Origin of the sequence: Paenibacillus jamilae, assembly GCF_050482105.1 — a bacterium.
In the GTDB taxonomy this organism is placed as follows: domain Bacteria; phylum Bacillota; class Bacilli; order Paenibacillales; family Paenibacillaceae; genus Paenibacillus; species Paenibacillus jamilae_B.
Map to the genome: position 1 here is coordinate 1 of NZ_JBCNHI010000009.1, position 20,956 is coordinate 20,956.

At 45.3% G+C, this 20,956-nt stretch carries 20 protein-coding genes and 1 pseudogene; 12 read left to right on the forward strand and 9 right to left on the reverse strand.

The window, feature by feature from the left end:
- From ABEW32_RS05265 to ABEW32_RS05280, 4 genes and pseudogenes are all read left to right on the forward strand, one after another.
- Positions 1-302: pseudogene (locus ABEW32_RS05265) on the forward strand (collagen-like protein); the annotation flags it as partial.
- A 192-nt stretch (positions 303-494) separates the two neighbouring features.
- Positions 495-1,583, forward strand: a complete 1,089-nt coding sequence (locus tag ABEW32_RS05270; protein ID WP_430185367.1) for a glycosyltransferase family 2 protein — start codon at positions 495-497, stop codon at positions 1,581-1,583.
- Positions 1,584-1,641: 58 nt separating this feature from the next.
- Positions 1,642-2,736, forward strand: coding sequence for a tetratricopeptide repeat-containing glycosyltransferase (locus ABEW32_RS05275; protein WP_430185369.1), 1,095 nt, complete (start codon positions 1,642-1,644; stop codon positions 2,734-2,736).
- 51 nt (positions 2,737-2,787) lie between these two features.
- Positions 2,788-3,882, forward strand: coding sequence for a glycosyltransferase family 4 protein (locus tag ABEW32_RS05280; RefSeq protein ID WP_430185371.1), 1,095 nt, complete (start codon positions 2,788-2,790; stop codon positions 3,880-3,882).
- Between the two features lie 112 nt (positions 3,883-3,994).
- On the opposite strand, the gene ABEW32_RS05285 is transcribed toward ABEW32_RS05280, so the two are convergent.
- On the reverse strand, positions 3,995-5,848 hold the full coding sequence (locus ABEW32_RS05285) for a beta-glucoside-specific PTS transporter subunit IIABC (RefSeq protein WP_430185725.1): 1,854 nt from the start codon (positions 5,846-5,848) through the stop codon (positions 3,995-3,997).
- A gap of 71 nt (positions 5,849-5,919) precedes the next feature.
- Positions 5,920-7,200 (reverse strand): glycoside hydrolase family 140 protein, encoded by a 1,281-nt coding sequence (locus ABEW32_RS05290; protein ID WP_430185373.1) that lies wholly within the window; start codon positions 7,198-7,200, stop codon positions 5,920-5,922.
- Positions 7,201-7,415: 215 nt separating this feature from the next.
- Here ABEW32_RS05290 and ABEW32_RS05295 point away from each other — a divergent pair, with 215 nt between their 5' ends.
- A complete protein-coding gene (locus ABEW32_RS05295; RefSeq protein WP_430185375.1) occupies positions 7,416-8,447 on the forward strand; it encodes a LacI family DNA-binding transcriptional regulator in 1,032 nt (343 codons plus the stop codon).
- Between the two features lie 345 nt (positions 8,448-8,792).
- On the opposite strand, the gene ABEW32_RS05300 is transcribed toward ABEW32_RS05295, so the two are convergent.
- Both ABEW32_RS05300 and ABEW32_RS05305 read right to left on the reverse strand, forming a co-directional pair.
- Positions 8,793-9,698 carry an NAD(P)/FAD-dependent oxidoreductase gene (locus ABEW32_RS05300; protein ID WP_430185377.1) on the reverse strand — a complete coding sequence of 302 codons (906 nt, stop codon included), beginning with the start codon at positions 9,696-9,698 and terminating at the stop codon, positions 8,793-8,795.
- Positions 9,699-9,807: 109 nt separating this feature from the next.
- A complete protein-coding gene (locus ABEW32_RS05305; RefSeq protein WP_430185379.1) occupies positions 9,808-10,206 on the reverse strand; it encodes an Rrf2 family transcriptional regulator in 399 nt (132 codons plus the stop codon).
- 157 nt (positions 10,207-10,363) lie between these two features.
- Between ABEW32_RS05305 and ABEW32_RS05310 the strand changes: the two genes are divergently transcribed.
- The 5 genes from ABEW32_RS05310 (at position 10,364) to ABEW32_RS05330 (ending at position 16,036) form a co-directional block, all read left to right on the forward strand.
- Positions 10,364-12,289, forward strand: a complete 1,926-nt coding sequence (locus ABEW32_RS05310) for a BglG family transcription antiterminator (RefSeq protein ID WP_430185382.1) — start codon at positions 10,364-10,366, stop codon at positions 12,287-12,289.
- Between the two features lie 201 nt (positions 12,290-12,490).
- On the forward strand, positions 12,491-12,859 hold the full coding sequence (locus ABEW32_RS05315) for a PTS lactose/cellobiose transporter subunit IIA (RefSeq protein ID WP_430185384.1): 369 nt from the start codon (positions 12,491-12,493) through the stop codon (positions 12,857-12,859).
- A 14-nt stretch (positions 12,860-12,873) separates the two neighbouring features.
- Positions 12,874-14,169, forward strand: a complete 1,296-nt coding sequence (locus ABEW32_RS05320) for a PTS sugar transporter subunit IIC (protein ID WP_430185386.1) — start codon at positions 12,874-12,876, stop codon at positions 14,167-14,169.
- A gap of 72 nt (positions 14,170-14,241) precedes the next feature.
- Entirely contained in the window at positions 14,242-15,678 is a 1,437-nt protein-coding gene (locus ABEW32_RS05325) for a glycoside hydrolase family 1 protein (protein ID WP_430185388.1), read from the forward strand.
- 31 nt (positions 15,679-15,709) lie between these two features.
- Positions 15,710-16,036 (forward strand): PTS sugar transporter subunit IIB, encoded by a 327-nt coding sequence (locus tag ABEW32_RS05330; RefSeq protein ID WP_430185391.1) that lies wholly within the window; start codon positions 15,710-15,712, stop codon positions 16,034-16,036.
- A gap of 69 nt (positions 16,037-16,105) precedes the next feature.
- Here ABEW32_RS05330 and ABEW32_RS05335 read toward each other — a convergent pair whose 3' ends face one another.
- The 3 genes from ABEW32_RS05335 to ABEW32_RS05345 form a co-directional block, all read right to left on the reverse strand.
- Positions 16,106-17,035: an NAD-dependent epimerase/dehydratase family protein gene (locus ABEW32_RS05335; protein WP_430185393.1), complete on the reverse strand. Its 930-nt coding sequence runs from the start codon at positions 17,033-17,035 to the stop codon at positions 16,106-16,108.
- Positions 17,036-17,162: 127 nt separating this feature from the next.
- Positions 17,163-17,789 (reverse strand): DUF1796 family putative cysteine peptidase, encoded by a 627-nt coding sequence (locus tag ABEW32_RS05340; RefSeq protein ID WP_430185395.1) that lies wholly within the window; start codon positions 17,787-17,789, stop codon positions 17,163-17,165.
- Positions 17,782-18,429, reverse strand: coding sequence for a DUF1796 family putative cysteine peptidase (locus ABEW32_RS05345; protein WP_430185398.1), 648 nt, complete (start codon positions 18,427-18,429; stop codon positions 17,782-17,784). Before ABEW32_RS05345 ends, ABEW32_RS05340 begins: the two co-directional genes overlap by 8 nt.
- Positions 18,430-18,657: 228 nt before the next feature.
- On the opposite strand from ABEW32_RS05345, the gene ABEW32_RS05350 reads away from it, so the two are divergent.
- Both ABEW32_RS05350 and ABEW32_RS05355 read left to right on the forward strand, forming a co-directional pair.
- Positions 18,658-19,005 carry a hypothetical protein gene (locus ABEW32_RS05350; RefSeq protein ID WP_430185400.1) on the forward strand — a complete coding sequence of 116 codons (348 nt, stop codon included), beginning with the start codon at positions 18,658-18,660 and terminating at the stop codon, positions 19,003-19,005.
- Positions 19,006-19,030: 25 nt separating this feature from the next.
- The gene (locus ABEW32_RS05355) at positions 19,031-19,456 is read left to right on the forward strand and encodes a hypothetical protein (protein ID WP_430185403.1); all 426 of its coding nucleotides are present in this window, start codon (positions 19,031-19,033) and stop codon (positions 19,454-19,456) included.
- Positions 19,457-19,523: 67 nt separating this feature from the next.
- On the opposite strand, the gene ABEW32_RS05360 is transcribed toward ABEW32_RS05355, so the two are convergent.
- Both ABEW32_RS05360 and ABEW32_RS05365 read right to left on the reverse strand, forming a co-directional pair.
- Positions 19,524-19,697: a hypothetical protein gene (locus ABEW32_RS05360; protein WP_430185405.1), complete on the reverse strand. Its 174-nt coding sequence runs from the start codon at positions 19,695-19,697 to the stop codon at positions 19,524-19,526.
- A 22-nt stretch (positions 19,698-19,719) separates the two neighbouring features.
- Positions 19,720-20,940: a glycosyltransferase family 4 protein gene (locus ABEW32_RS05365; RefSeq protein ID WP_430185407.1), complete on the reverse strand. Its 1,221-nt coding sequence runs from the start codon at positions 20,938-20,940 to the stop codon at positions 19,720-19,722.
- Between the last annotated feature and the right edge of the window lie 16 nt (positions 20,941-20,956).

Sequence of the window (20,956 nt, forward strand, 5' to 3'; positions counted from 1 at the left end):
GTGCCACGGGCGACACGGGCGCTACGGGTCCTGCTGGACCGACAGGTGCCACAGGCGACACGGGCTCTACCGGTCCTGCTGGACCGACAGGTGCTACGGGCGTCGTGGGCTCTACCGGTCCTGCCGGACCTATCGGACCTATCGGGCCTATTGGCGACACGGGGCCGACTGGTCCTACTGGACCGACCGGGCCATTTGGTCTTGGCTTTACTGGTCCAATTGGACCGACTGGCCCTACAGGACCTATCGGACCTACGGGGCCAACTGGTCCTACTGGACCCACTGGACCGACCGGACTCTAATCTTCTATTATTACCATATCATGGACTTAAACGACCTATCATACCCTACCGACAAAGCCGCCTAGCAAGTTACGGCTTTGCCATCCTTGCCCTGCCGCAATTGCGGCAGGGCTTCTATAATCAGATCTCTTTTAATTCCAACTTTAGGTTTGACCTTAATCCTTAAATGGTTCCCAAAGGAGTGATACTCAATTGATCAGTATCAGCCTGTGCATGATCGTCAAAAATGACCAACATACCATTGGTCCTTGTCTTGAATCGGTCCATCATATTGTAGATGAAATCAACATCGTGGATACAGGTTCACAGGATCGGACCATTGACATATGCCGCAACTTTACAGATCGGATTTTTCCGTTTGATTGGGTGGATCATTTTGCCCTTGCACGTAACTATTCTTTTGAGCAAGCTACACAGGGGTACATTCTCTGGTTGGATGCCGATGACATTTTGAAGGAGCAGGATGCTGTCAGGCTGCTTGAGCTGAAGCATACTCTTGATTCGTCAAACATACCAACCGTTGATTCAGTGTCGATGAAATATCATTACGCTTTTGACGATCACGGTAATGTCACCCTGCATTTTCGTCGAAATCGCTTGGTCAGACGATCGGCCGGATTCCGCTGGCACGGAGCCGTGCATGAGTACCTTGCCGTAGATGGAAATATTCAACATGCGGATATTGCCATAACTCACACCAGAACACATACACTTTCCCCGGGCCGAAATCTACGAATTTATGAGAAGTTGCTCGCTCAGGGCCATGCCTTCTCTCCCCGCGATCTCTACTATTACGCTAACGAGCTTAGAGACAATGGAAGACATGAACAGGCCGTGCAGGCTTACCGGGATTTTCTAAACACCGAACAAGGCTGGATAGAGGACGCAATTAGTGCATGCGGCAAAATGGCCGACTGTCTGCAACAACTTGGCAAGCTGGAAGAAAGTATTACTGCGGCTCTCCGTAGCTTGACCTTCGATACGCCCAGGGCAGACCTTTGCTGTCGGATGGGTCATTATTTTTTGCATAAAAACGAGATCCCCAAAGCCGTTTACTGGTATGACATGGCTACCACTCTGAACCCTCCTGACACGATGGGTCTGGTACAAGACGCGTACCGAACGTGGTTTCCTCATATCCAGCTATGTATTTGCCATTTTCGGCTAAAAGACTATACACGTGCGAACTGGCACAATGAGCAAGCAGCCACGTACGTTCCCAATGACCCACATGTCCTGCATAATCGACAATATTTCAGCTCAATTCTGAATTCTTCCTAATAGAGTACCTCCTATCGCAACCATCATGCTTTAATTCGATGAAAGGAGAAGCAAATACATGCAACCACAGAATCGGTACAAGATAGCAGTCTATGCCATTAGTAAAAATGAAGCTCGCTTCGCCAAGCGCTGGATGCACTCCATGCGGGAAGCCGATGTTGTCATTGTAGCCGACACTGGGTCTACAGACGACACCGTTGCCCTGCTGCGCGAGGCAGGTGCAGAGGTGCATCGTATTCAGATAGTCCCTTGGCGTTTTGACAAGGCTCGCAATGAGTCCCTGCAGTTGGTCCCTGACGATGTAAATATTTGTGTCTGTACAGATCTGGATGAAGTCTGGGAAGAGGGATGGCGGTCGCGCCTGGAAAGCAACTGGAAGGATGGAACAACTCGGATGCTGTATGCCTTTACACATGGACAGCCTGGGAAGGATATCGCTTATACATGGTTTTGGAAAGAAAAAATACACACTCGTCATGGCTACCACTGGGTACGCCCGGTTCATGAAGTGCTTGAATATATCGGGGAAGGCGAAGAACACAGCATCCGATCAGAGCAACTCCGCTTGTATCATGATCCAGACCCGCACAAGTCCCGCAGTCAATACCTTCCGCTACTGGAGCAGTCTGTGCGTGAATTTCCCGAGGATGACCGCAATATGCATTACTTGGGGCGAGAATATATGTATCATGGTCGCTGGGACGAGTGCATCGCTACGCTGCAACAACATCTTGCCATGCCACAGGCGCGCTGGGCCGATGAACGCAGCGCTTCAATGCGCTTTATCGCTAGAGCGTATAGGGCAACTGAGCAATGGCATGAGGCTGCACGTTGGTTATACCGAGCTATTGCCGAAGCGCCCTATTTACGTGAACCTTATACGGAAATGGCTCAGCTTGCCTATCATACAAGGAACTGGACCGCTGTCTATCATATGGTCGAAGAAGCGCTGCGCATTACAACACGGCCGGAAACGTACATGCAAGAGGATTTTTGCTGGGACGCTACACTCTATGATCTCGGAGCCCTCGCTTGCTACGAGTTGGGTCTAATGCACAAAGCCTGTGAATTTGCGAAAGAAGCAACAGAACGCTCCCCGGAAGATTCTCGCCTTCGCCATAATTATGTGCTAATTCAATCTAGGCTTCCATAGAAACCCACACCCCGTCCTGTAGGTTGAATAACTTGGTATAAGAGCTTGTGGTTGGCAAAGGAGGTTATTAAGATCAAAGTTCTATTTACTTTTTATATACCCAGCGGTGGCGTGGAAACCTTGAACCGTCAACGCTGTAAAGCGCTCATTCAGGACGGGATTGAATGTCATCTTCTCTATTATCAGCAGGGTACAGGAATGCAAAATCTGCACGGCGATATTCCGGTATTCATGACTTCCTCTGAAGAAGAAATTCGAAAACTGGTGGAGACTCATCGCTACGATGCAATTATCGTCTCTTCGGACTATCCTATGCTCCCCAGACTGCGAATGTTGGGCTACCAAGGGATATTAATCTATGAATCACAGGGCTTTGGTACTCATGAAGAAGCTGCTTGGGTTGTCGCAGATGCCGTTCCGTATCTTCAAAACTATGCTGACGCGGTGCTTCTACCAGATACAACTCACCTCGTACAGCTATTTTCCAGCATGTGTCCATGGCTTCATCGTTTTGTATTCCCAAATGTGCTGGATACTAGCGTATTTAATTATGTGCTGAATACTCCTCCGGTTAATCCGGTCATTGCATGGGTTGGACGGTTAGAGCCCAATAAAAATTGGAGGCATTTTGTCGACATTTCTTACTGGATGCTGCAAAATCGTGCAGATCTTCGGATTTGGATGTTCTATGATGACACCTTGTCTCAGCCAGATGATAAGATGCAATTCGAGAACATGCTTGCTCAGCTTGGCATGTCTACGATTATCGAGCGGTTTAAAAGCGTGCCTCATGCTAAAATGCCTTTGTATTATTCCATGATTGGCGATTCAGGTGGGTATCTGCTTTCGACTTCGCTGGTGGAAGGATTCGGTTATGCGGTAGCTGAGGCCATGGCCTGTCGTTGCCCGGTGCTAAGCTCTGATTCAGATGGAGTACGAGCATTTATTGACCACAATGAAACCGGTAAGTTTTATCAGCAGGGAGACATTTTACAGGCGGTGCTGCAAGGATTAGAACTGATGAACAACGTCCCACACCGCGAATCTATCCGTGAGAAGGGGCGGACACGGATTGTAAACCTGTTAGCGCCGGATAAATATGTGCGCTCCTTCCGGCAAATGATGAATACGTTGGGTGTGCGGTAGTCTGCTATAGTACTACTTGCTGCAAAAGTCTGTTTCAATATCTAAGAAAAGCTGACGGCAGCCCTTACACACAGGGGATATCGTCAGCTTTAACTTTTTTTGAATATGGATTCTATTTGATCTTCAATAAGCGATCTCCTGCATGAATATCCTTCGAGTCTTCCGCTAAGATATCCGTGTACACCGCAGTATTGGTTACAATAACAGAAGTAGTGAGATCATATCCTTCCTCCACTATAGCTTGTGGATCAAATTCAACCAGCTTGTCCCCTTTTTGAATCGTATCTCCTTCGGACACAAAAGAAGTGAAGTGTTTTCCTTTCAAGCTGACCGTATTAATTCCAATGTGAATGAGTAGTTCAACCCCATCCTCAGAGATAAGTCCAATCGCATGTTTTGTCTTGAAAACGGTAACAACAGTTCCGTTAAACGGTGCATAAGCTACCCCTTCTTGCGGGATAATCGCGGCTCCCTGACCCATTGCACCACTGGAGAAGGCTTCATCTTTCACTGTGATCAGAGGAACCAATTCACCGTTCAAAGGACTGAATACTGTTTTTTCTTCCTTTTTATTTTCATCTGCAACCTTAATCTCAGGCGCAGGTTTCGCATTCTTATAGCCGAAAAGATAGGTCAGTATAAATCCGACCACAAAAGCGACAACCAAAGAGATAATAAAGCCTATAAAGCCCGCATCTATCCCCTTTGGATTAATGAATAAAGGGATACCAAAAATCCCGCCTGAGGCAAATCCATATGCTGTTGAGCCCAGTAAGCCCGCCACAGCTCCTCCTATCCCCCCAGCAATCGAGGCTAAAATAAACGGTTTTTTAGTAGGTAGCGTTACCCCGTAAATAGCTGGTTCAGTAACCCCCATCAAGCCCGCGATGGTAGCAGAAGTCGCAATGGGTTTTAATTTAGGGTCACGTGATTTCAAAGCAATGGCAAAAGCCGCACCTGTCTGCGCAAACGTAGTGCAGAACAGCATACCGTTAATCGGATCAAACCCGTTCGTAACTACATTATTCAGGAGAATCGGAATGAACGCCCAATGCAAGCCAAAGATAATAATGCCCTGCCAGAACCCGGCCAGAACGAGACCAGCTATAGCCGGACTTAACTGGTAAATCCACATGGAGCCTTTGGCTAATCCATCACTGATTATAGTGGCTATCGGCCCGACAACCAGAAAAACAATGGGTGATATAATGACCAAGGTCAGAAAAGGCACAATGAACATTTTAATAGAAGCAGGTGCATACTTACTTATAAATTTTTCAACCTTGGCTGCCAAGAACGCCCCAATAATGATAGGTATAACAGAAGAAGTATAATTAATCAGCACGACAGGTATGGTCAAAAAGGATAGCGCCGTTTTATCCGTAAAAGCCGAAGTAATGGTCGGATACACCAAGGCGGCTCCCAAAACAGCAGACAAGTACGGGTTTCCTCCGAATTTTTTTCCTGCTGAAAACCCTAGAATAACTGGAAAGAAATAAAACATAGCGTCTGCTGTTGCATATAAAATTTTGTATGTGCCCATCTGATCAGTCATCCAGCCCAGAGATGTGCATAAAGCCAGCAACCCTTTTAGAATCCCTACAGCGGCGAGCACACCAACCACGGGCATAAATACGCCTGAGATCACATCGACAAATCGGCTGAACAGGCTCGCTTTTTCATTTTTTTGATTGTCCTCAGTTGTCTGGTCTCCATGCTTGACTCCCATCGTATCCAAAAGAGCCTCGTATACTTTGGGAACCTCATTCCCAATGACTACCTGGAATTGACCGCCACTTTCCACGACGGTAATGACACCGTCAATCTGTTTGATTTTTTCTTTATCCGGCAATTGATTATCCTTCAGCTTAAATCTCAAACGAGTGACACAGTGAATGACACTGCTCACATTTTCGTTCCCCCCCACCGATCTAAGCACTTCTCTAGCCGTCTTTTGGTAATCCATCATGATCACTCCTGGATGCGTTTTCTATTTCTCCACTCCACCTGTTAGCTTACTCATAGTCTTCTCTTGTTTTATTTCGTTCCGATGATCACAACATCACCTTCGAAACTATGCATATTAATGACGGATTGATCAGCCTGGATATCCACCTCCGTTTGGGCAAATCGTTTCGCCACTAAATCAATGGTTGTAAACTTGTAGTCCTGTACATGGATACTTAGCCGCACCTTCGTGTTAACCGGGATATACAAGACGATGGTATTCTCATTCCCCGCAGCTCTGATTTCCTCTGTCTTGTTTAAAACAATATCCAGCGGCTTTATGCCGATCAGGTTGTACATTTCAAACAAATATTTAATAAAGGAATAATCCCATGCGCCTTCAAATCGTAATGCTGTTCTCCAATCATAGGGACTATCAAAGCCCTCTCCTTCAACAATGCCGAACTTCTTGCCTTTTTTATGCCAGCTCCAAATGCCATGCGCTCCATAGGTGATTCCCGCTCCCCCGCCTGCAAGGAGACTTTGCCATGCTGCTTTTCTGGCATCCAGTGCAGTGTATCTGCCGTACACATTGCGACTGTAACTGATCTGCTCATAGCAAGGTTCTCCATTAATGACGGGACGGATCTCCGGCTTGTGATACAAATGCTGGGCAAGTTCATGGGCAAAATGCTGGAACTCTGAATTATGTCCTGATTGATACATATAGAATCCAAGACCCTGGTGTTGCTCAAAAGCTACAGGAATTTCCCTCAATCTTCCTTGGATATGCAGTGCAGTTAGGCTGGTCGGGCTTACTTGTTGTACCGTTTCCAGCGCCTTCATATAGTACGCATTAGCACGTTCTGTAGGAAAATCAGTATCCCCGCTGATCAAATAAACAGGCTCGAACCGGGAATAGCGGTTTACAACGTAAGTTACATAGCCTTCAACACAATCCAGCGGCATTTTATTGCCCTTCTGGAACATTTCAGCCCATGTATCCGGTACATAGTTACACCACAGTAGTACCAAGGCTGGAACAAATCCACGCTCTACAGCCATCTGGATCATAACTTCTGCTCGGTCAAAATAGGCTTCGTTTAATGTGTGATAATCGAAATCTCCATTTTCCAATAATGCAAACGGTTGTAGATCCAAATCCGCTTCACTTGCATCCCATTGACGGAGCATGTTGATTTGCAAAACGTTGAATCCCTGCATCTTTCGATAGTCCAGGTAATCGCCCCACTCTTCAATAGTTGCATTGGTAAATACACTCCAGACGGTATCTGCCAAGTAAAAGAAAGGCTTGCCCTTTTTCACAAAACTTCTTTGATTTTTAGCCATGCTTAAACTCAAATAGATCACCCCTTCACCCATAAACAAAACTAAATTAAAGTGTAATTTTATATGATATTGGATAAAATAAACTAAATAAAGCGTTCACAATTGAATATTAACACTATTTATTCGCAAAGGTCAACTCATTTTGCACATCATTTGTTTAGTTTAATTTATAAACTAAACTTTATTATATAATCGTGATATAATTTATATAGTTTAGTCCAATGGGAGGTTCCGTGTTGAAAATAGATGATATTGCAAAGCTTGCCGGTGTTTCAAAATCAGCTGTCTCTTTAGCATTTAACAACAAACCCGGTGTTAGCGAAGAAACCAAAGAGCATATTTTAAGAATTGCCCACGAGCATGGATATAGACCACGTACCATGAAGTCAAATAAGGAATTTACGAAGAGTCATCATGTCATTCGTTTTGTTGCATGCAAAAATACAGGCATCGTGACCGAGCAATATGAATCACTTCCATTTTTCAATGAATTGATCCATCATATTACCCAGCAGGTGAGAGAACATGGCAATACTTTGATTTTCTCGTCATTTGACAGCCATAGCCTTGAAGAAGAATTATCTGCTCTGGAAAAGGACCAGCCTTCTTCAGGTATACTTCTGCTGGGCACCAATTTAACGTCCGAGATTATTCATTCTTTACAATCTATTCATTCCAATATGGTAATTTTAGATACCTGCTTTGAACACGTTGATGCCAGCTTTGTATCGATTAATAACTATCTTGGAGGGTACCAGGCAGGCCAATATTTAATCCGGTCCGGCCACAGAAATATAGGGTACGTACAATCCAGCACCAGAATTCTTAACTTTACAAAACGCAAAGAGGGATTTATGGCTGCTTTAGAGGAGCACAATCTTGCCATAGGTCATGGGCTTACATTTGATATGCATCCGATGCTTGTCATGTCACAGGACGCATTTAAAACAGCTATTCATGAATTGAATGAACTGCCTTCGGCCCTATTTTGTGAAAATGATTATATGGCGATCAGTGCTATTAAAACGTTTCAGGAAATGAACATCCGAGTGCCTGAACAAATTTCTGTCATGGGGTTTGATAATATTCATGAAGCCAAGGTCATCAGTCCGGAACTTACAACCATTCATGTGAAAAAGGATATTTTGGCCCGCACGGCTGTAAACTTGCTGATGGAAAGGCTTAATCACAACCAGGAGCATCATACTCAAGTTCTTGTGAATACAGAGGTTATCGAAAGAAGATCTTGTATAGACGTAGAATTATAATCAAGCGAATAGAAAAAAGCCGCCTTATAGGCGGCCTTTCAGCTTCTATGCTCCTGAATTGTGACTTTATAGCAAATAGATTTAAGCGTGTTGTTTTTTGCTTAGTGTAAACGAAAAAGATGCAACAACAAGGGCTATGAGTACGACTAATCCACTAATCCAGCCTAAATTCTGGATGGATGTATACTCAATTATGACTCCTCCTAATCCTGCACCTAAGGTCATACCGAGTACAATACGGGAAAGCATAAGCAGCGTAAAATTAAAGCTGAAGAAAGCAATGATCGTAAGGCATATATGGTAACTAATTGTCCAGCCAATGAAATGGATACCTTCAATTTCTCATCATTCGTTAAAGTCTTCCTCTGTCAAATCCAGATTTACACTCGCAGCGGTTCGGCTACCGTCGGCCGCAGCAAAAATCAACTGAGAAGGCATGAAGTATGAAGAATCCCCCGCAGCATATACACCAGGAATGGAGGTTCTCCCCGCTCCATCCGTTTGGATCCCGCCCGACTCTGTCCTTTCACAGCCCAAACGTTCTCCAAAAGGTGCACTTTGTACGAATTGGGGGTTCACAAAACCGCCGGCCCTCGGGACCTGAGTGCCATCTGTAAAGCATACATGCTCCAGTTGTCCATGGTGACCGATGAACGAGGCAACAGGCTGCTCCATTACCGCGACTCCTTTAGATTGAAGTCGTTCTTTTTGCTCGTCCGACAAGAAAGCCTGACCGTTCGTGCAGACGATCAAATCCTTGCTCCAGTTCAGGAGCAGTTTGGCTGTGTGATATATGGCTGGCGACTCAGAGACGAGGACAAGCGGTTGATCCCGTAGCTCCCAGCCATCGCAATAAGGGCAATTAAACAAACTTTTCCCGTAGAACGCATAAAAACCTTCGATCTCGGGGAATATCTCCTTTACGCCCGTAGCCAATATCAATTTTCGTGCTTGAATGCGAAAACCTGACGAATCAAGTATGTCAAATCCAGATTCATTTTTCGTAACCGAAATAACCTCGGCTTGCAGATGCTGCACAGACGGATACCGCAGCACTTCCTCATAGGCTACGCGGCGGAATTCGGCTGGCGTTACGCCGTCTCTTGTAATGAAACCGTGCGATGCATGCGTGACCGCATTTCTGGGCCGGTTATTATCGAACAAAGCTACACTTCTCCTTGCCCTGCCCAGTACAAGGGCTGCATTCAATCCAGCGGGTCCTCCCCCAATAATAGCGCAATCGTACAGCATAACATCCAGCTCCTTTTTAAAAGATATTAAAGACTCTTTATGTCTGTGATAAAAACAAAAAAATTCACATTACTGGCAACCACCCTCTTTCTATATATAGCCACTACCTTTATACTTGCGCTTGCCTTTGGGCCAAATCGACCAATTTCGTATTTTTAAGATGGCTCTCCATTTTCTCCTCCGCTTCCCTCATGACGGCTTGAATCAGACATTCTGATCCATGGACAAAATCACATTCAAACAAAGAATTTGTCCCTTCAATGGCATGGATAATGTCCAAAAAGGTAATGTCGTCTTTATTGCGGGATAAACGATAGCCCCCATTAGCTCCAGAGACGGATTCAATCATTCCCGCCTTCACAAGCCTAGTCAAAATTTTTGATAGATACGTGGGCGAGACATTTTGGGATTCGGCCAATTGCTGAACACCTACAGGCTTCACGGATGAATCCGTAACGAGCATGAGCATGGTATGCAGAGCATAATTGGTTGCTTTAGTAAATTTCATAACTACACCCCAATCACAGACTTATTGTATCTATAATATCTCTGAATATGTTGGAGTGTCAAGTCATGGATGATGCACGCTGTTGCCAGTCCTTCTTTTGGTTACGCTCTAAGCATTGTATACTGTTCATCAGAACAGCTAAGGAAGGGGGCTCGTTTTGCGTATTTTTGATATTCTACGTATATTGGTTGCTGAGCAGATGGTTAATGGAGAACATTTGGCGAATGCATTGAAGGTATCCTCTCGAACCATACGAACAGATGTAAAGGAATTGAGTGCATTGTTGTCAAGGCATGGGGCGACAGTCAAACCCCTTAAAGGAACAGGCTACAAGCTAGAGGTTCAAGACGAACAATCATTTCATCAGTTGCTGAAGGAATTAAAGGACTATGAAAGCAATGTGCCCCATCTATTAGCGAGTTCCTCAGAAGCCAGACATCGTTTTTTAATGAAAAAGCTGCTGCTTACTCCTGCCTATGTGAAACTTGATGATTTAGCTGAGATGCTGTATGTTAGCCGATCTACTTTACAGAATGACCTCAAAGAAGTACGCAAATTACTGTCAACTTATGGACTATCTCTGGAGAACAGACCGTATCATGGTATTCGAATTAAGGGTAATGAGGCCAAGCTGCGTTATTGCATTTCCGATTATATATTTAATAGGACAGATGAAATAGGCGGGCAACAGATGCCCCACCCTTCTTTGATCTCTAATGAAGAGCTGGAATGCATAAGAGAAGTGATTTTGGAGCGGATTGAGCATCATGATATTCAGTTGTCAGACATTGCTCTAAACAATCTGGTTATTCATATCGCTATAGCATGTAAGCGTATTCGTGAAGAGAGGTATGTATCGTATTATCCTCAAGAGATGAAAAAAATCGAAGCACAAAAAGAGTTTAGGGTCGCGGCTGAGATCGTATCTACTCTGGAGCAGAACATGAAACACTCCTTTCCACTTGTTGAAGTTGCGTACATTGCTGTGCACTTGCTGGGTGTAAGGACCGTTGTCAGGGTTCATATGGATGAAGTAGAGATTAAAAAAATTATTGATCAAGATATCTACGAACTGACTATCGAAATATTAGACCGAATCGATCAGCAGTTGAACATGAACATTCAAAATGATCAAGAATTGCTGATTGCCTTTTGCCTTCACCTCAAACCAGTCATTAATCGTTATCAATACGGAATGAATTTGCGTAACCCCATGCTGGATGAAATCAAAGCCCATTACCCGCTTGCTTTTGAAGCTGGCATCATTGCTGCGGAAGTTATCAAACAGCGACTTCATATACACATCGAGGACAATGAAATTGGGTATTTAGCCATTCATATCGGAGTCGCGATGGAGAGAAAGAAAATGGAGGGCACACCCAAAAGATGTATGATCGTATGTGCTTCTGGACTCGGCAGCGCAAAGCTGCTGTATTACAAGCTTCAATCCGTTTTCGGTTCCAGGCTGGATATCGTGGGCACCACTGAATTTTATAAGCTGAAGCAACTGCCGCTGGATGCCCTGGACTTTATCATTAGCACGACCCCCATATCAGAACCGCTTTCTATCCCCATGATCCATGTGAATACATTTTTGGGCAACTCGGATATTACTAAAATCGAACAAGCCATCTCAGAGTCAAAACTCCCTGCTGTACAATATATACGAAAAAAATTGGTTTTTCTTCAGCAGAAGTTTGATAACAAACGGCAAGCACTTGAATTCATAGCCGAAAAGATACAAGAAGCAGGTCTGGTAAAAGGTCCATTGTTGCAATCTGTGATAGAGCGTGAAGCTGTTTCCCCCACATCATTTGGCAACTTTGTCGCGATTCCGCATCCGATGGAACCTTTTGCTGATTCTACGTTTTGGGCCATTTGTACATTACAAAAAGCGATCGACTGGGATGGCAAACCGGTACAGTTTATTTGTATGCTCTGCATACAGCGTACCAAATCAGAAGATTTACAAAGTATGTATCATATTTTGCTTAACATTTTAAATCATGTAAAGCTAGTCCAGCAGCTAATTCGTTGCAAAACGTACATGGAATTCGTAGAGGTGCTGCATAAAAATAGTTGAAGATTAGCAGGATGTAAAACAAAGGAGAAATCCGAAGCCTACATGGCTGGGGTTTCTCTCTTTTTATATTTAGTGATAGAGATAGCAACTAGAAAGAACGATGGATTTCCGTTAAGAAGAGGAAATAATATGCGTTATGTTGAAAGCGATTCCAAATTATAATGGCAATACGAGCAAATGAATGAAAGGAGTCAAGAACATATGAATAATGATGAATCAGCAGAACACGATGTGAACATGGAGGACATGGACGATACAGAGATCGTATTCCAAATTATATTATACGCTGGGAATGCACGCAGCTCGGCGATGGAAGCGATTGAACTTGCAAAGGCGGGCAAATTTCGTGAATCCAAAGAAGAATTGGCCTCAGCTAAAAAAGAACTGGTATCCTCCCACAAAATTCAAACCAGAATCATTCGTAAGGAAGCAGCCGGTGAAAAAACAGAGATGTCTGTCATGATGGTGCATGCACAAGATCATTTGATGAATGCCATCACCATTCACGATATGGCCTCAGAGTTTATAGACTTGTATGAACGCATTGATCAGCTCGTATTAAAATCGTAGAGGGAGGGCTATCCATGGCTTTTAAAGACAAACTGGTCGATGGTCTCACATCGGTGGCAAATGCAATCAACAATTTTAAATATATAATCGCGATCAAATCAGCTTTTATCACATTAATGCCTGTTATTATTGTTGGTGCCTTTGCTGTACTGATTTCCAATATGGTCATGGACCCAGTCAATGGTCTGGCCCATTTTAAGCCATTCTCATTTTTGGCAGAGTACAAACCGATCTTCTCAAGCATTAATTATGCCAGCTTGAATATCCTCACCATTCTAGCTATTTTTATGATTGGTCTGGAGCTAGGGAAAATTAACGGAGAAAAAAATCTTTTCCCCGGTTTACTTGCTCTCATCTGTTTTATCTCTGTGACACCAACTACGATCGAACTGATGGTTAACGGAGACATGCAAAAAGTAACGGACGTCATCGCCCGTCAATTCACGGATACTAAAAGCTTGTTTTTGGGTATTTTCATAAGTATCCTATCCGTTGAGCTATACAACAAACTGGGCAAGTCCGATAAGCTAAAGATTAAAATGCCTGAAAGTGTCCCCAGCAATGTAGCTGTTTCTTTCTCCGCACTCATCCCTACCATTATTACGGTAACTGTTTTCTCAATGCTTGGATTCTTTTTTCATAAGTTTACAGGACTCTACCTGTACGATGCTGTCTATAATGTGGTGCAGCAACCTCTGGAGACCATAGTCCAAGGGCTGCCAGGTATACTGGTACTCATGTTGGTTGCGCAAATCTTCTGGGTGATCGGTATTCACGGAAACCAAATGGTAAAGCCCATTCGTGAACCCTTGCTGCTTGGAGCGATTACGGTCAACATGACTGCATATGACCAAGGACTTCCCATTCCGAACATTATTACGATGCCTTTCTGGGACGTATACATGAGTATTGGGGGTTCAGGAGTTACGCTGGCCCTATTGATTAGTATTATGATCGCTTCCAAGCGTGAGGATATGAAAGAAATAACCAAGCTTTCGCTTGGGCCAGGTCTGTTTAATATTAATGAGCCAGTCATTTTTGGACTTCCGATTATGCTGAATCCATTGATGGCGATTCCTTTCATTATAACTCCACTCATCACAGGAACAATTGGTTACTTTTCAACGCTGTTTGGATTCGCAGGTAAAGCTGTTGTTATGGTTCCGTGGACTACGCCACCCATTATTAATGCCTACCTGTCTACAGGTGGAAGCATTGGCGCCGTCGTAACACAAATTGTTTGTATTATGGTAGCCATTATCATCTATTTCCCGTTCGTCAAAATTGCCAACAAGCGAACGACTGAATAATGCGCTAATGTAGAGATATACCCGTAGAGGATCGCCTTGGGAAATCTATAGAATGAAAAGGAGAAGCATATCATGGCTAAACACACAATACAAATTCCACCGAATTTCATGATGGGGGCAGCGGCTTCCGCCTGGCAGACAGAGGGCTGGAGCGGTAAACAGGAAGGCCAGGATTCGTATCTGGACTTATGGTACAAAAATGACCGCTATGTCTGGCACAATGGATACGGACCCGCGGGTGCAACCGATTTTTATAATCGTTATGCCGAGGATGTTGCGCTGATGAAGCAGATTGGACTAACTCATTATCGCACCTCTATTAATTGGTCCCGCTTCTTAACGGATTATGAGAATATTGTGGTAGATGAAACCTATGCGGACTATATGGACCGGGTCATTGACGAATTAATTGCAAGTGGAGTCGAGCCGATGATTTGTCTGGAACACTATGAATTACCTGCTTATTTGCTGGACAAATATGAAGGCTGGTCTTCCAAGCATGTGGTGGAGTTGTTTGTGAAATATGCAGAAAAGGTGTTTGAACGGTATGGAGATCGGGTCAAGCACTGGTTTACGTTTAATGAGCCCATTGTTGTACAGACTCGCGTCTATCTGGATGCCCTTCGCTATCCCTATGAACAAAATACGCGGAAGTGGATGCAATGGAACTACAACAAAACGCTGGCTACCGCGAAATGCGTACAGCTTTTTAAAGCCAAACATTATAGTCAGAACGGGGCAAAAATAGGTGCTATTCTGAATCCCGAAGTTACTTATGCCCGATCCAGCGCCCCTCATGACCAGTATGCGGCACATGTATATGATTTATTTTACAATCGAGTATTTCTGGACCCGCTTATTAAAGGCGAATACCCGCAAGAATTGTTCGAGCTTATGAGCAAGCATGATATTGCATTTGAGGCTACAACGGAAGAGCTGGCCTTGATTAAGGAAAACACCATTGACTACGTTGGAATCAATCTCTATTATCCCCACCGGGTCAAAGCGCAGAGTAAAGCATGGAACGAAAACATTCCTTTTCACCCCTCATACTACTATGAGCATTTCGAACTTCCAGGTAAAAGAATGAATAAGTCACGGGGCTGGGAAATTTATCCCAAGATCATTTATGATATGGGGATGCGTATCAAGAACGAATATAACAATATCGAATGGTTTGTCGCGGAAAACGGCATGGGGATTGAAAACGAAGCTGCTTTCAAAAATGAGGAACACATCATTCAGGACGACTATCGGATTGACTTTATAAGTGAGCATTTATACTACACATTACAAGCTGTAGAAGCAGGCTCCAACTGTACAGGTTATATGCTGTGGGCCTTCACAGACAACGTTTCTCCTATGAACGCTTTTAAAAATCGTTATGGACTGGTGGAAATTAATCTGGAGAATGATCGAAGTCGGCATTTGAAGAAATCCGGCTACTGGTATCAAGCTGCTATTAAGGAACGTTTGTTTGTTGCTGATCTGGATGAAGAGTATAAGTAGTTAAACATGAATTTCTGGAGGCGCTGTTGATATGAAAAAAATCATTCTGGCATGCTCTGCAGGGATGTCGACATCCCTTCTGGTATCCAAGATGAAAAAAGAAGCCGCTGCAAGATCGATAGAGCTGAACATCGAAGCCATCCCCGAAAGCACCATTAAAGAAGAGCTGGAAGGCATGACAGATCCTGTGATTGCTATTTTACTTGGACCTCAGGTACGAATGCGCAAAAAGGCAGTAACCGAAATTGCAGCCCCCTACGGCATCCCTGTAGATGTCATTGACACGTTGGCTTACGGTAGAGGAAACGGTGCAGCTGTCCTAGATCAGGCCTTCAAGCTGGCTGGCGAAAACATATAAATTCGTTCAAACCAAAAAGAGGCTGAGAGGTTTTCTCAGTCTCTTTCTTGATCCATCTACTCGTTAGCCCTATATGCCTTCTTTACCTGAGCCCATACTGCTCACGTACGTTTCCTTTAGACCGGCAGAGATGCCATATAGCGGTTCCCAATGAAGCCAATGTCTGGCGACTGCGTTGCTCAGACAGCTATGGCGAATATCTCCCGCCCGCGCCGGAGAATACACAGGGCGCACCGACGAACCGTGCAGCTTTAGTAAATCATAGGCCAGCCGATTGATGGACGTTGTACGTCCCGTGCTTACATGCACCGTGCGTTGGTCCGCTGCCTGTATAGCCGCCATATTGGCTCGGACTATATCCTTGACGTACACAAAGTCACGGGTTTGCGTTCCGTCGCCGTGAATGAGCAAGGGGCTTCCTTTTTTCAGCCGCTCCATAAAAATAGCTACGACACCGCCCTCTCCCTTCGCGGCCTGGCCGGGACCATACACATTTCCGTAACGCAAAATCGTGTAGTTCAAACCGTACAACCGATAGAAAAGCCGAATATACGATTCTGCGGTCAGCTTGGACAGTCCGTAGCCTGAAATAGGCTCTACGGGATCGTCTTCCTGAATACATTGCTTTTGCAGCTCTCCGTATACGCCAGATGTGGAGGCAAATATGATTTTCGACACACCCGCTTCACGACAAGCCTGCAACAAATGAATCGTCCCCAGCACATTCACATCCGCATCCTCATCGGGGTGATGAACGGAATGCTGCACATCAGCCTGTGCAGCCAAATGAAACACAATATCCGGGCGTTCCCGAACGAGCAGCGTCTTGGCTTCAGAGCTGCGAATATCTGCAACATGCATGACCGCACGTGGGTCCACATTTGCAGCATTCCCGGTTGTCAGATTATCCAGCACATGTACTCTGATGCCTGAGTCAGCAAGTGCACGTACTAGCTGGGAACCAATAAATCCGGCTCCTCCGGTGACCAAAGCCTTCACTAGCGCACCCTCCTTTTAAACCGAAGCATGTATCTTCCCTTCGCATCATGTTATGCGATGCTCTACAGCTTGGCGCAGGCGCAAGCACAGACAGAAGACAATCTATACGTGTTCCTATAGTCCGGCCTCAGACATGAAGTCTGACGTTGTCCAGCATATAACGCCACATTTCATCCTGACCGTTCCATATCTCCTCAGGTGGCAGCGCTACTGAAACCAATCGTTCCAGTTTCCAATCCAGTTCCGTCACACCTTCAGTCCCTGTATAATCCACGTACAACAAGCGAAAATCATGTGTAATTCTCTGTGACAACACATCATGCAATTCTACCGCTTGCTCCCTGCTGCCACCGAGACGAATCAGCAGCAGACGAGAGGCCAGCGTGAATTTCTCCAGTAGACGGGCGATGCGGCGGTCAAGTGTCGTTTTAAACTCAGGATAGGAAGCCAGATGCTCTGATGTATTCTGACTAACCGGAAAATGGTGTGCTGCTGTAATCTCATAGGACGCATCCTCAACCAAGAAGTTATGGCCCCCGTAATCACGCCCCGTGATACGCAGGCTTTCAACATCCATAAAACGGGCAAAACGCTCATTCAGTAAACGGCTGATCTGTGACAAATTGCCGGAAATCATCCAGTCCAGCGGACCTGCGTACGGACGCAGTCCGTTTTTATCCAGCTGAATCGAAGGCAAGCAATGCCCTCCCAGGCTAAACACTGCGTCATAATCACCCTGCAATCGCTCAAGCACGAAGACCTCCTCTTTTCGAAGACAAGGACATTCCTTCAAAAAGGGTGCGCCAGTGTGGATCACTCTTGTAATTCCATACATCGGCAAAAGGCATTTCTACTGCGCATACGTGAGGAAGCTGCCAATCCACCTCCGTCAGCTCCGTTACGCCGGAACAATTCACCACCAGCAAACGAAATTCATTGGCTACGATCCCCCTCAAAATCCGCTCCAGTTCCTCTACTTCTTCATAGGTTCCCAGCATACGGACGAACAAGCTGCGCTTGGCCATCTGTGTTTTTGCAAAAAAACGCTCGATACGACGGTCTATCTTTTCCCTGAACTCTGGATAGGTCACCAGATCTGCGGACGTGTTGCGTTCCTGCGGAAAATCGTGTACCGAGATCACATTATAAGCAATATCTCTGACCATATAATTGAGTTGGCTCGTACCAACGACACTTAAATTGGGCAAATCCATAAAGCCGGCAAACCGATTCTCAAGCAAACGGTTCACATCAGAGAGTGTGTCAGACATCATCCAATCCAGCACCCCAGCAAACGGCCGTAAACGGTTTTTTTCCAACTGAATGGCAGGTGTACAGTTTTGCCCCAGACTGAAGACCGCCTCATATTCCCCTGCCAGCTGTGCGAGTCTCATAGCCGTGCCTCCTTTGTTAATACGCCCCTTCCCCCGTCTTCTGTAATCGAATAGGGGCCTCAAGCCGTAGAATTTTCCACTCTACATTACATGCATAGCATGGCAAAAAGGGTTGGACATTGGTGCGCTTTTTTGTCAAAGAGGCGTACAACTATCCAGTCCACTCCCGGTCATTTTTCATATCATATAGGGCTGGTAACCTAACGGAATTCAAGGAGGCATCATGATATGTCTGTGTTTCTTTTAACTGTCGATCATCATCTCGCTTACTACAGCGCCCATATACAAAACTGCCATGTAACCTTTTTCAATCGTGAAAAGAGAGCCGTCGATGTGTTGCTAGAAATGGGGAATGACAGTGGCGTTTTCAGGCGGCAGCTTCTTCGACTGAGCCCTTCTCCTGAAGCTGGCTCTGTAATGGAACTCAAGGATATAGAAGCAGCCCAAAATCCGTTTTATCTACGAGTGGTCACGAATATTTACAATCCGGAAACGCTGTTTATCCTAGTAGAATTTATGGAAAACGGGAACATAGTGGCTAAGCGGACAGCCAGTCATTTTACCGTAACACCTTAATGAACAGGCAGAGGGGGATAAATGTATGTTGTTGAAATATACGGTTCAAAACAAAGCTGAAGCTGGCACATATGCATTGCCTTTTCAGGTCACTGAACAGGAAATCGTGCTCTCTACATTGATCATTCCTGCAAGTGAAGCTGAAGGACGTATTGTCATCGAAGTCTCTTTGGCATGGGAGAACCCGCTGCTCAACTGGGATATTGGGGAACTGGATATTCGATTGCGCCGTAACGATGAGCAGGGACCTGTGCTGGATTGGTTGCAGGATTCCTGTTATCAGGAGGGATTTGCCGAATTAAGCTACGAGGAAACAGGAAAACACGCCGAGCCTTATGTATATTGCTTGACCGTGCAATCAGCTGACCGCCGCGCTGTTGTTACGGGACCGCTTATGATCCGAGGCTCGGTATATGTAGATCAAATGGATGACAACCCGGATGGACAATGAGCTGAAAATGAACTAAAGGCAGGTGGGGATGTTGAACCCGACCTGCCTTTTTATATGATCTGCATCCTCATGGCGCAGATTGTTTCAGCCGTTCCAAAATGTCAGCATCCGGCAGCTTATAATCTTCCGGCAACGAGGTGTTAATTCGGGTCCATATAGTGTAATCAACCTCCAGATCTGGATGTGACTGCTGGATTTCAAAAATACGGTTGTACAAGTCTCCAACGACAGGAAAAGTCATGCTCCCCCTCCTAAATTTCGAATCAACGCACTTGATTAAGTGCTTGCCCATAAATATTTACGAGCCGTTCAATCATAACATCCAGAGACCAGTGTGCGGTTCCCCATGCTTTGGCGCGATTCCCCATCGCTATCCGTACTTCATCCTGAGCCAGCAAGTGCTGCAAATGAGCTGCAAGTGCCTCCACATCGCCAACTGGGGAAACCAGTCCGGTGTGTTCATGCTTCACCATTTCCGGCAGTCCACCCGCATCCGATACTACTGCCGGAAGCCCCATAATCTGCGCCTCCATGACCGAAAACGGCTGATTATCCTGTATGCTCGGATGAACAAAAAGGTCTGCCAGTTGTAAAAGAGCAGGCACATCTTCACGATGTCCCAGAAAAACCACGTCTTCCTCCAGTCCCAGCTCCTTCGCCTGTGTCTGAAGCTCTTCCCTTTTATCCCCCTCCCCGACAATCCAGCAAACCCAGTCTGTACGCCTTGCTTTCAGCAGACCCAGGGCGCTCATTAAATAATGTAGCCCTTTAATATAGACCAGCCGAGAAGGACAGATCATAACTTTTTTTCCCTCAGGTCGTGTCATGTCTGTTCCCTTGGCATGAACTTCCCAGAAGTACTCGGTGTCTAAGCCATATTGGAAAGTGGTAATCTGCTGCTCTGGCACCTCAAACTCACGTACAAGCGTCTGTTTCATCCATTCTGTAGATGTAATGGTAATATCAGCAGATATAGCACCATAATGCTCCAGCGCCCAATAATATTTCCACATCAGTGTATCGCGGTAGCCCTCCTCATGATCCCGCTCCAGAGCCATCATGACTTCACGAGCCAGCGAGCCATGAATATTCGCTACCAACGCACTGTCTTTGCGTTTGACCCGACTGAGCGCGCGCGTAGCGATAACATCTTGCGTATGAATGACGTCATATTGCTCGACCCCGAAATACGCTGCCGCCAGCTCCATACAGTATCGATCCTTTTCCACCGTCTGCACCCAGGAATCCAAATGTAATACAGGAACTGCCGACGCATTCAGCTTCGTATGCAGCAGAGGCAGCAGTTGATCCTTCAGTAGTTCCTTATCTTCAAAAACAATATGGTATTTAGGGGTATCCGGCCCGTTCCCCATCAGGTCTACCGTATGACCCAGCAGTTCGAGCCTTCGTTTAATTTGCAGCATAAAAGGCCACACACCACCCAAATGAGGAATCGGCCAGTACGTAGCCAACAAAATTTTCAAAACAGCCCCACCTCCT

Bases quoted from the DNA above. Each gene is read 5' to 3' on its own strand.
- ABEW32_RS05320 (WP_430185386.1), top strand. From the start codon at position 12,874: ATGGCTTTTAAAGACAAACTGGTCGATGGTCTCACATCGGTGGCAAAT.
- ABEW32_RS05355 (WP_430185403.1), top strand. From the start codon at position 19,031: ATGTTGTTGAAATATACGGTTCAAAACAAAGCTGAAGCTGGCACATAT.
- ABEW32_RS05305 (WP_430185379.1), bottom strand. From the start codon at position 10,206: ATGAAATTTACTAAAGCAACCAATTATGCTCTGCATACCATGCTCATG.
- ABEW32_RS05350 (WP_430185400.1), top strand. From the start codon at position 18,658: ATGTCTGTGTTTCTTTTAACTGTCGATCATCATCTCGCTTACTACAGC.
- ABEW32_RS05360 (WP_430185405.1), bottom strand. From the start codon at position 19,697: ATGACTTTTCCTGTCGTTGGAGACTTGTACAACCGTATTTTTGAAATC.
- ABEW32_RS05330 (WP_430185391.1), top strand. From the start codon at position 15,710: ATGAAAAAAATCATTCTGGCATGCTCTGCAGGGATGTCGACATCCCTT.
- ABEW32_RS05275 (WP_430185369.1), top strand. From the start codon at position 1,642: ATGCAACCACAGAATCGGTACAAGATAGCAGTCTATGCCATTAGTAAA.
- ABEW32_RS05285 (WP_430185725.1), bottom strand. From the start codon at position 5,848: ATGGATTACCAAAAGACGGCTAGAGAAGTGCTTAGATCGGTGGGGGGG.
- ABEW32_RS05325 (WP_430185388.1), top strand. From the start codon at position 14,242: ATGGCTAAACACACAATACAAATTCCACCGAATTTCATGATGGGGGCA.
- ABEW32_RS05345 (WP_430185398.1), bottom strand. From the start codon at position 18,429: ATGAGACTCGCACAGCTGGCAGGGGAATATGAGGCGGTCTTCAGTCTG.
- ABEW32_RS05300 (WP_430185377.1), bottom strand. From the start codon at position 9,698: ATGCTGTACGATTGCGCTATTATTGGGGGAGGACCCGCTGGATTGAAT.
- ABEW32_RS05315 (WP_430185384.1), top strand. From the start codon at position 12,491: ATGAATAATGATGAATCAGCAGAACACGATGTGAACATGGAGGACATG.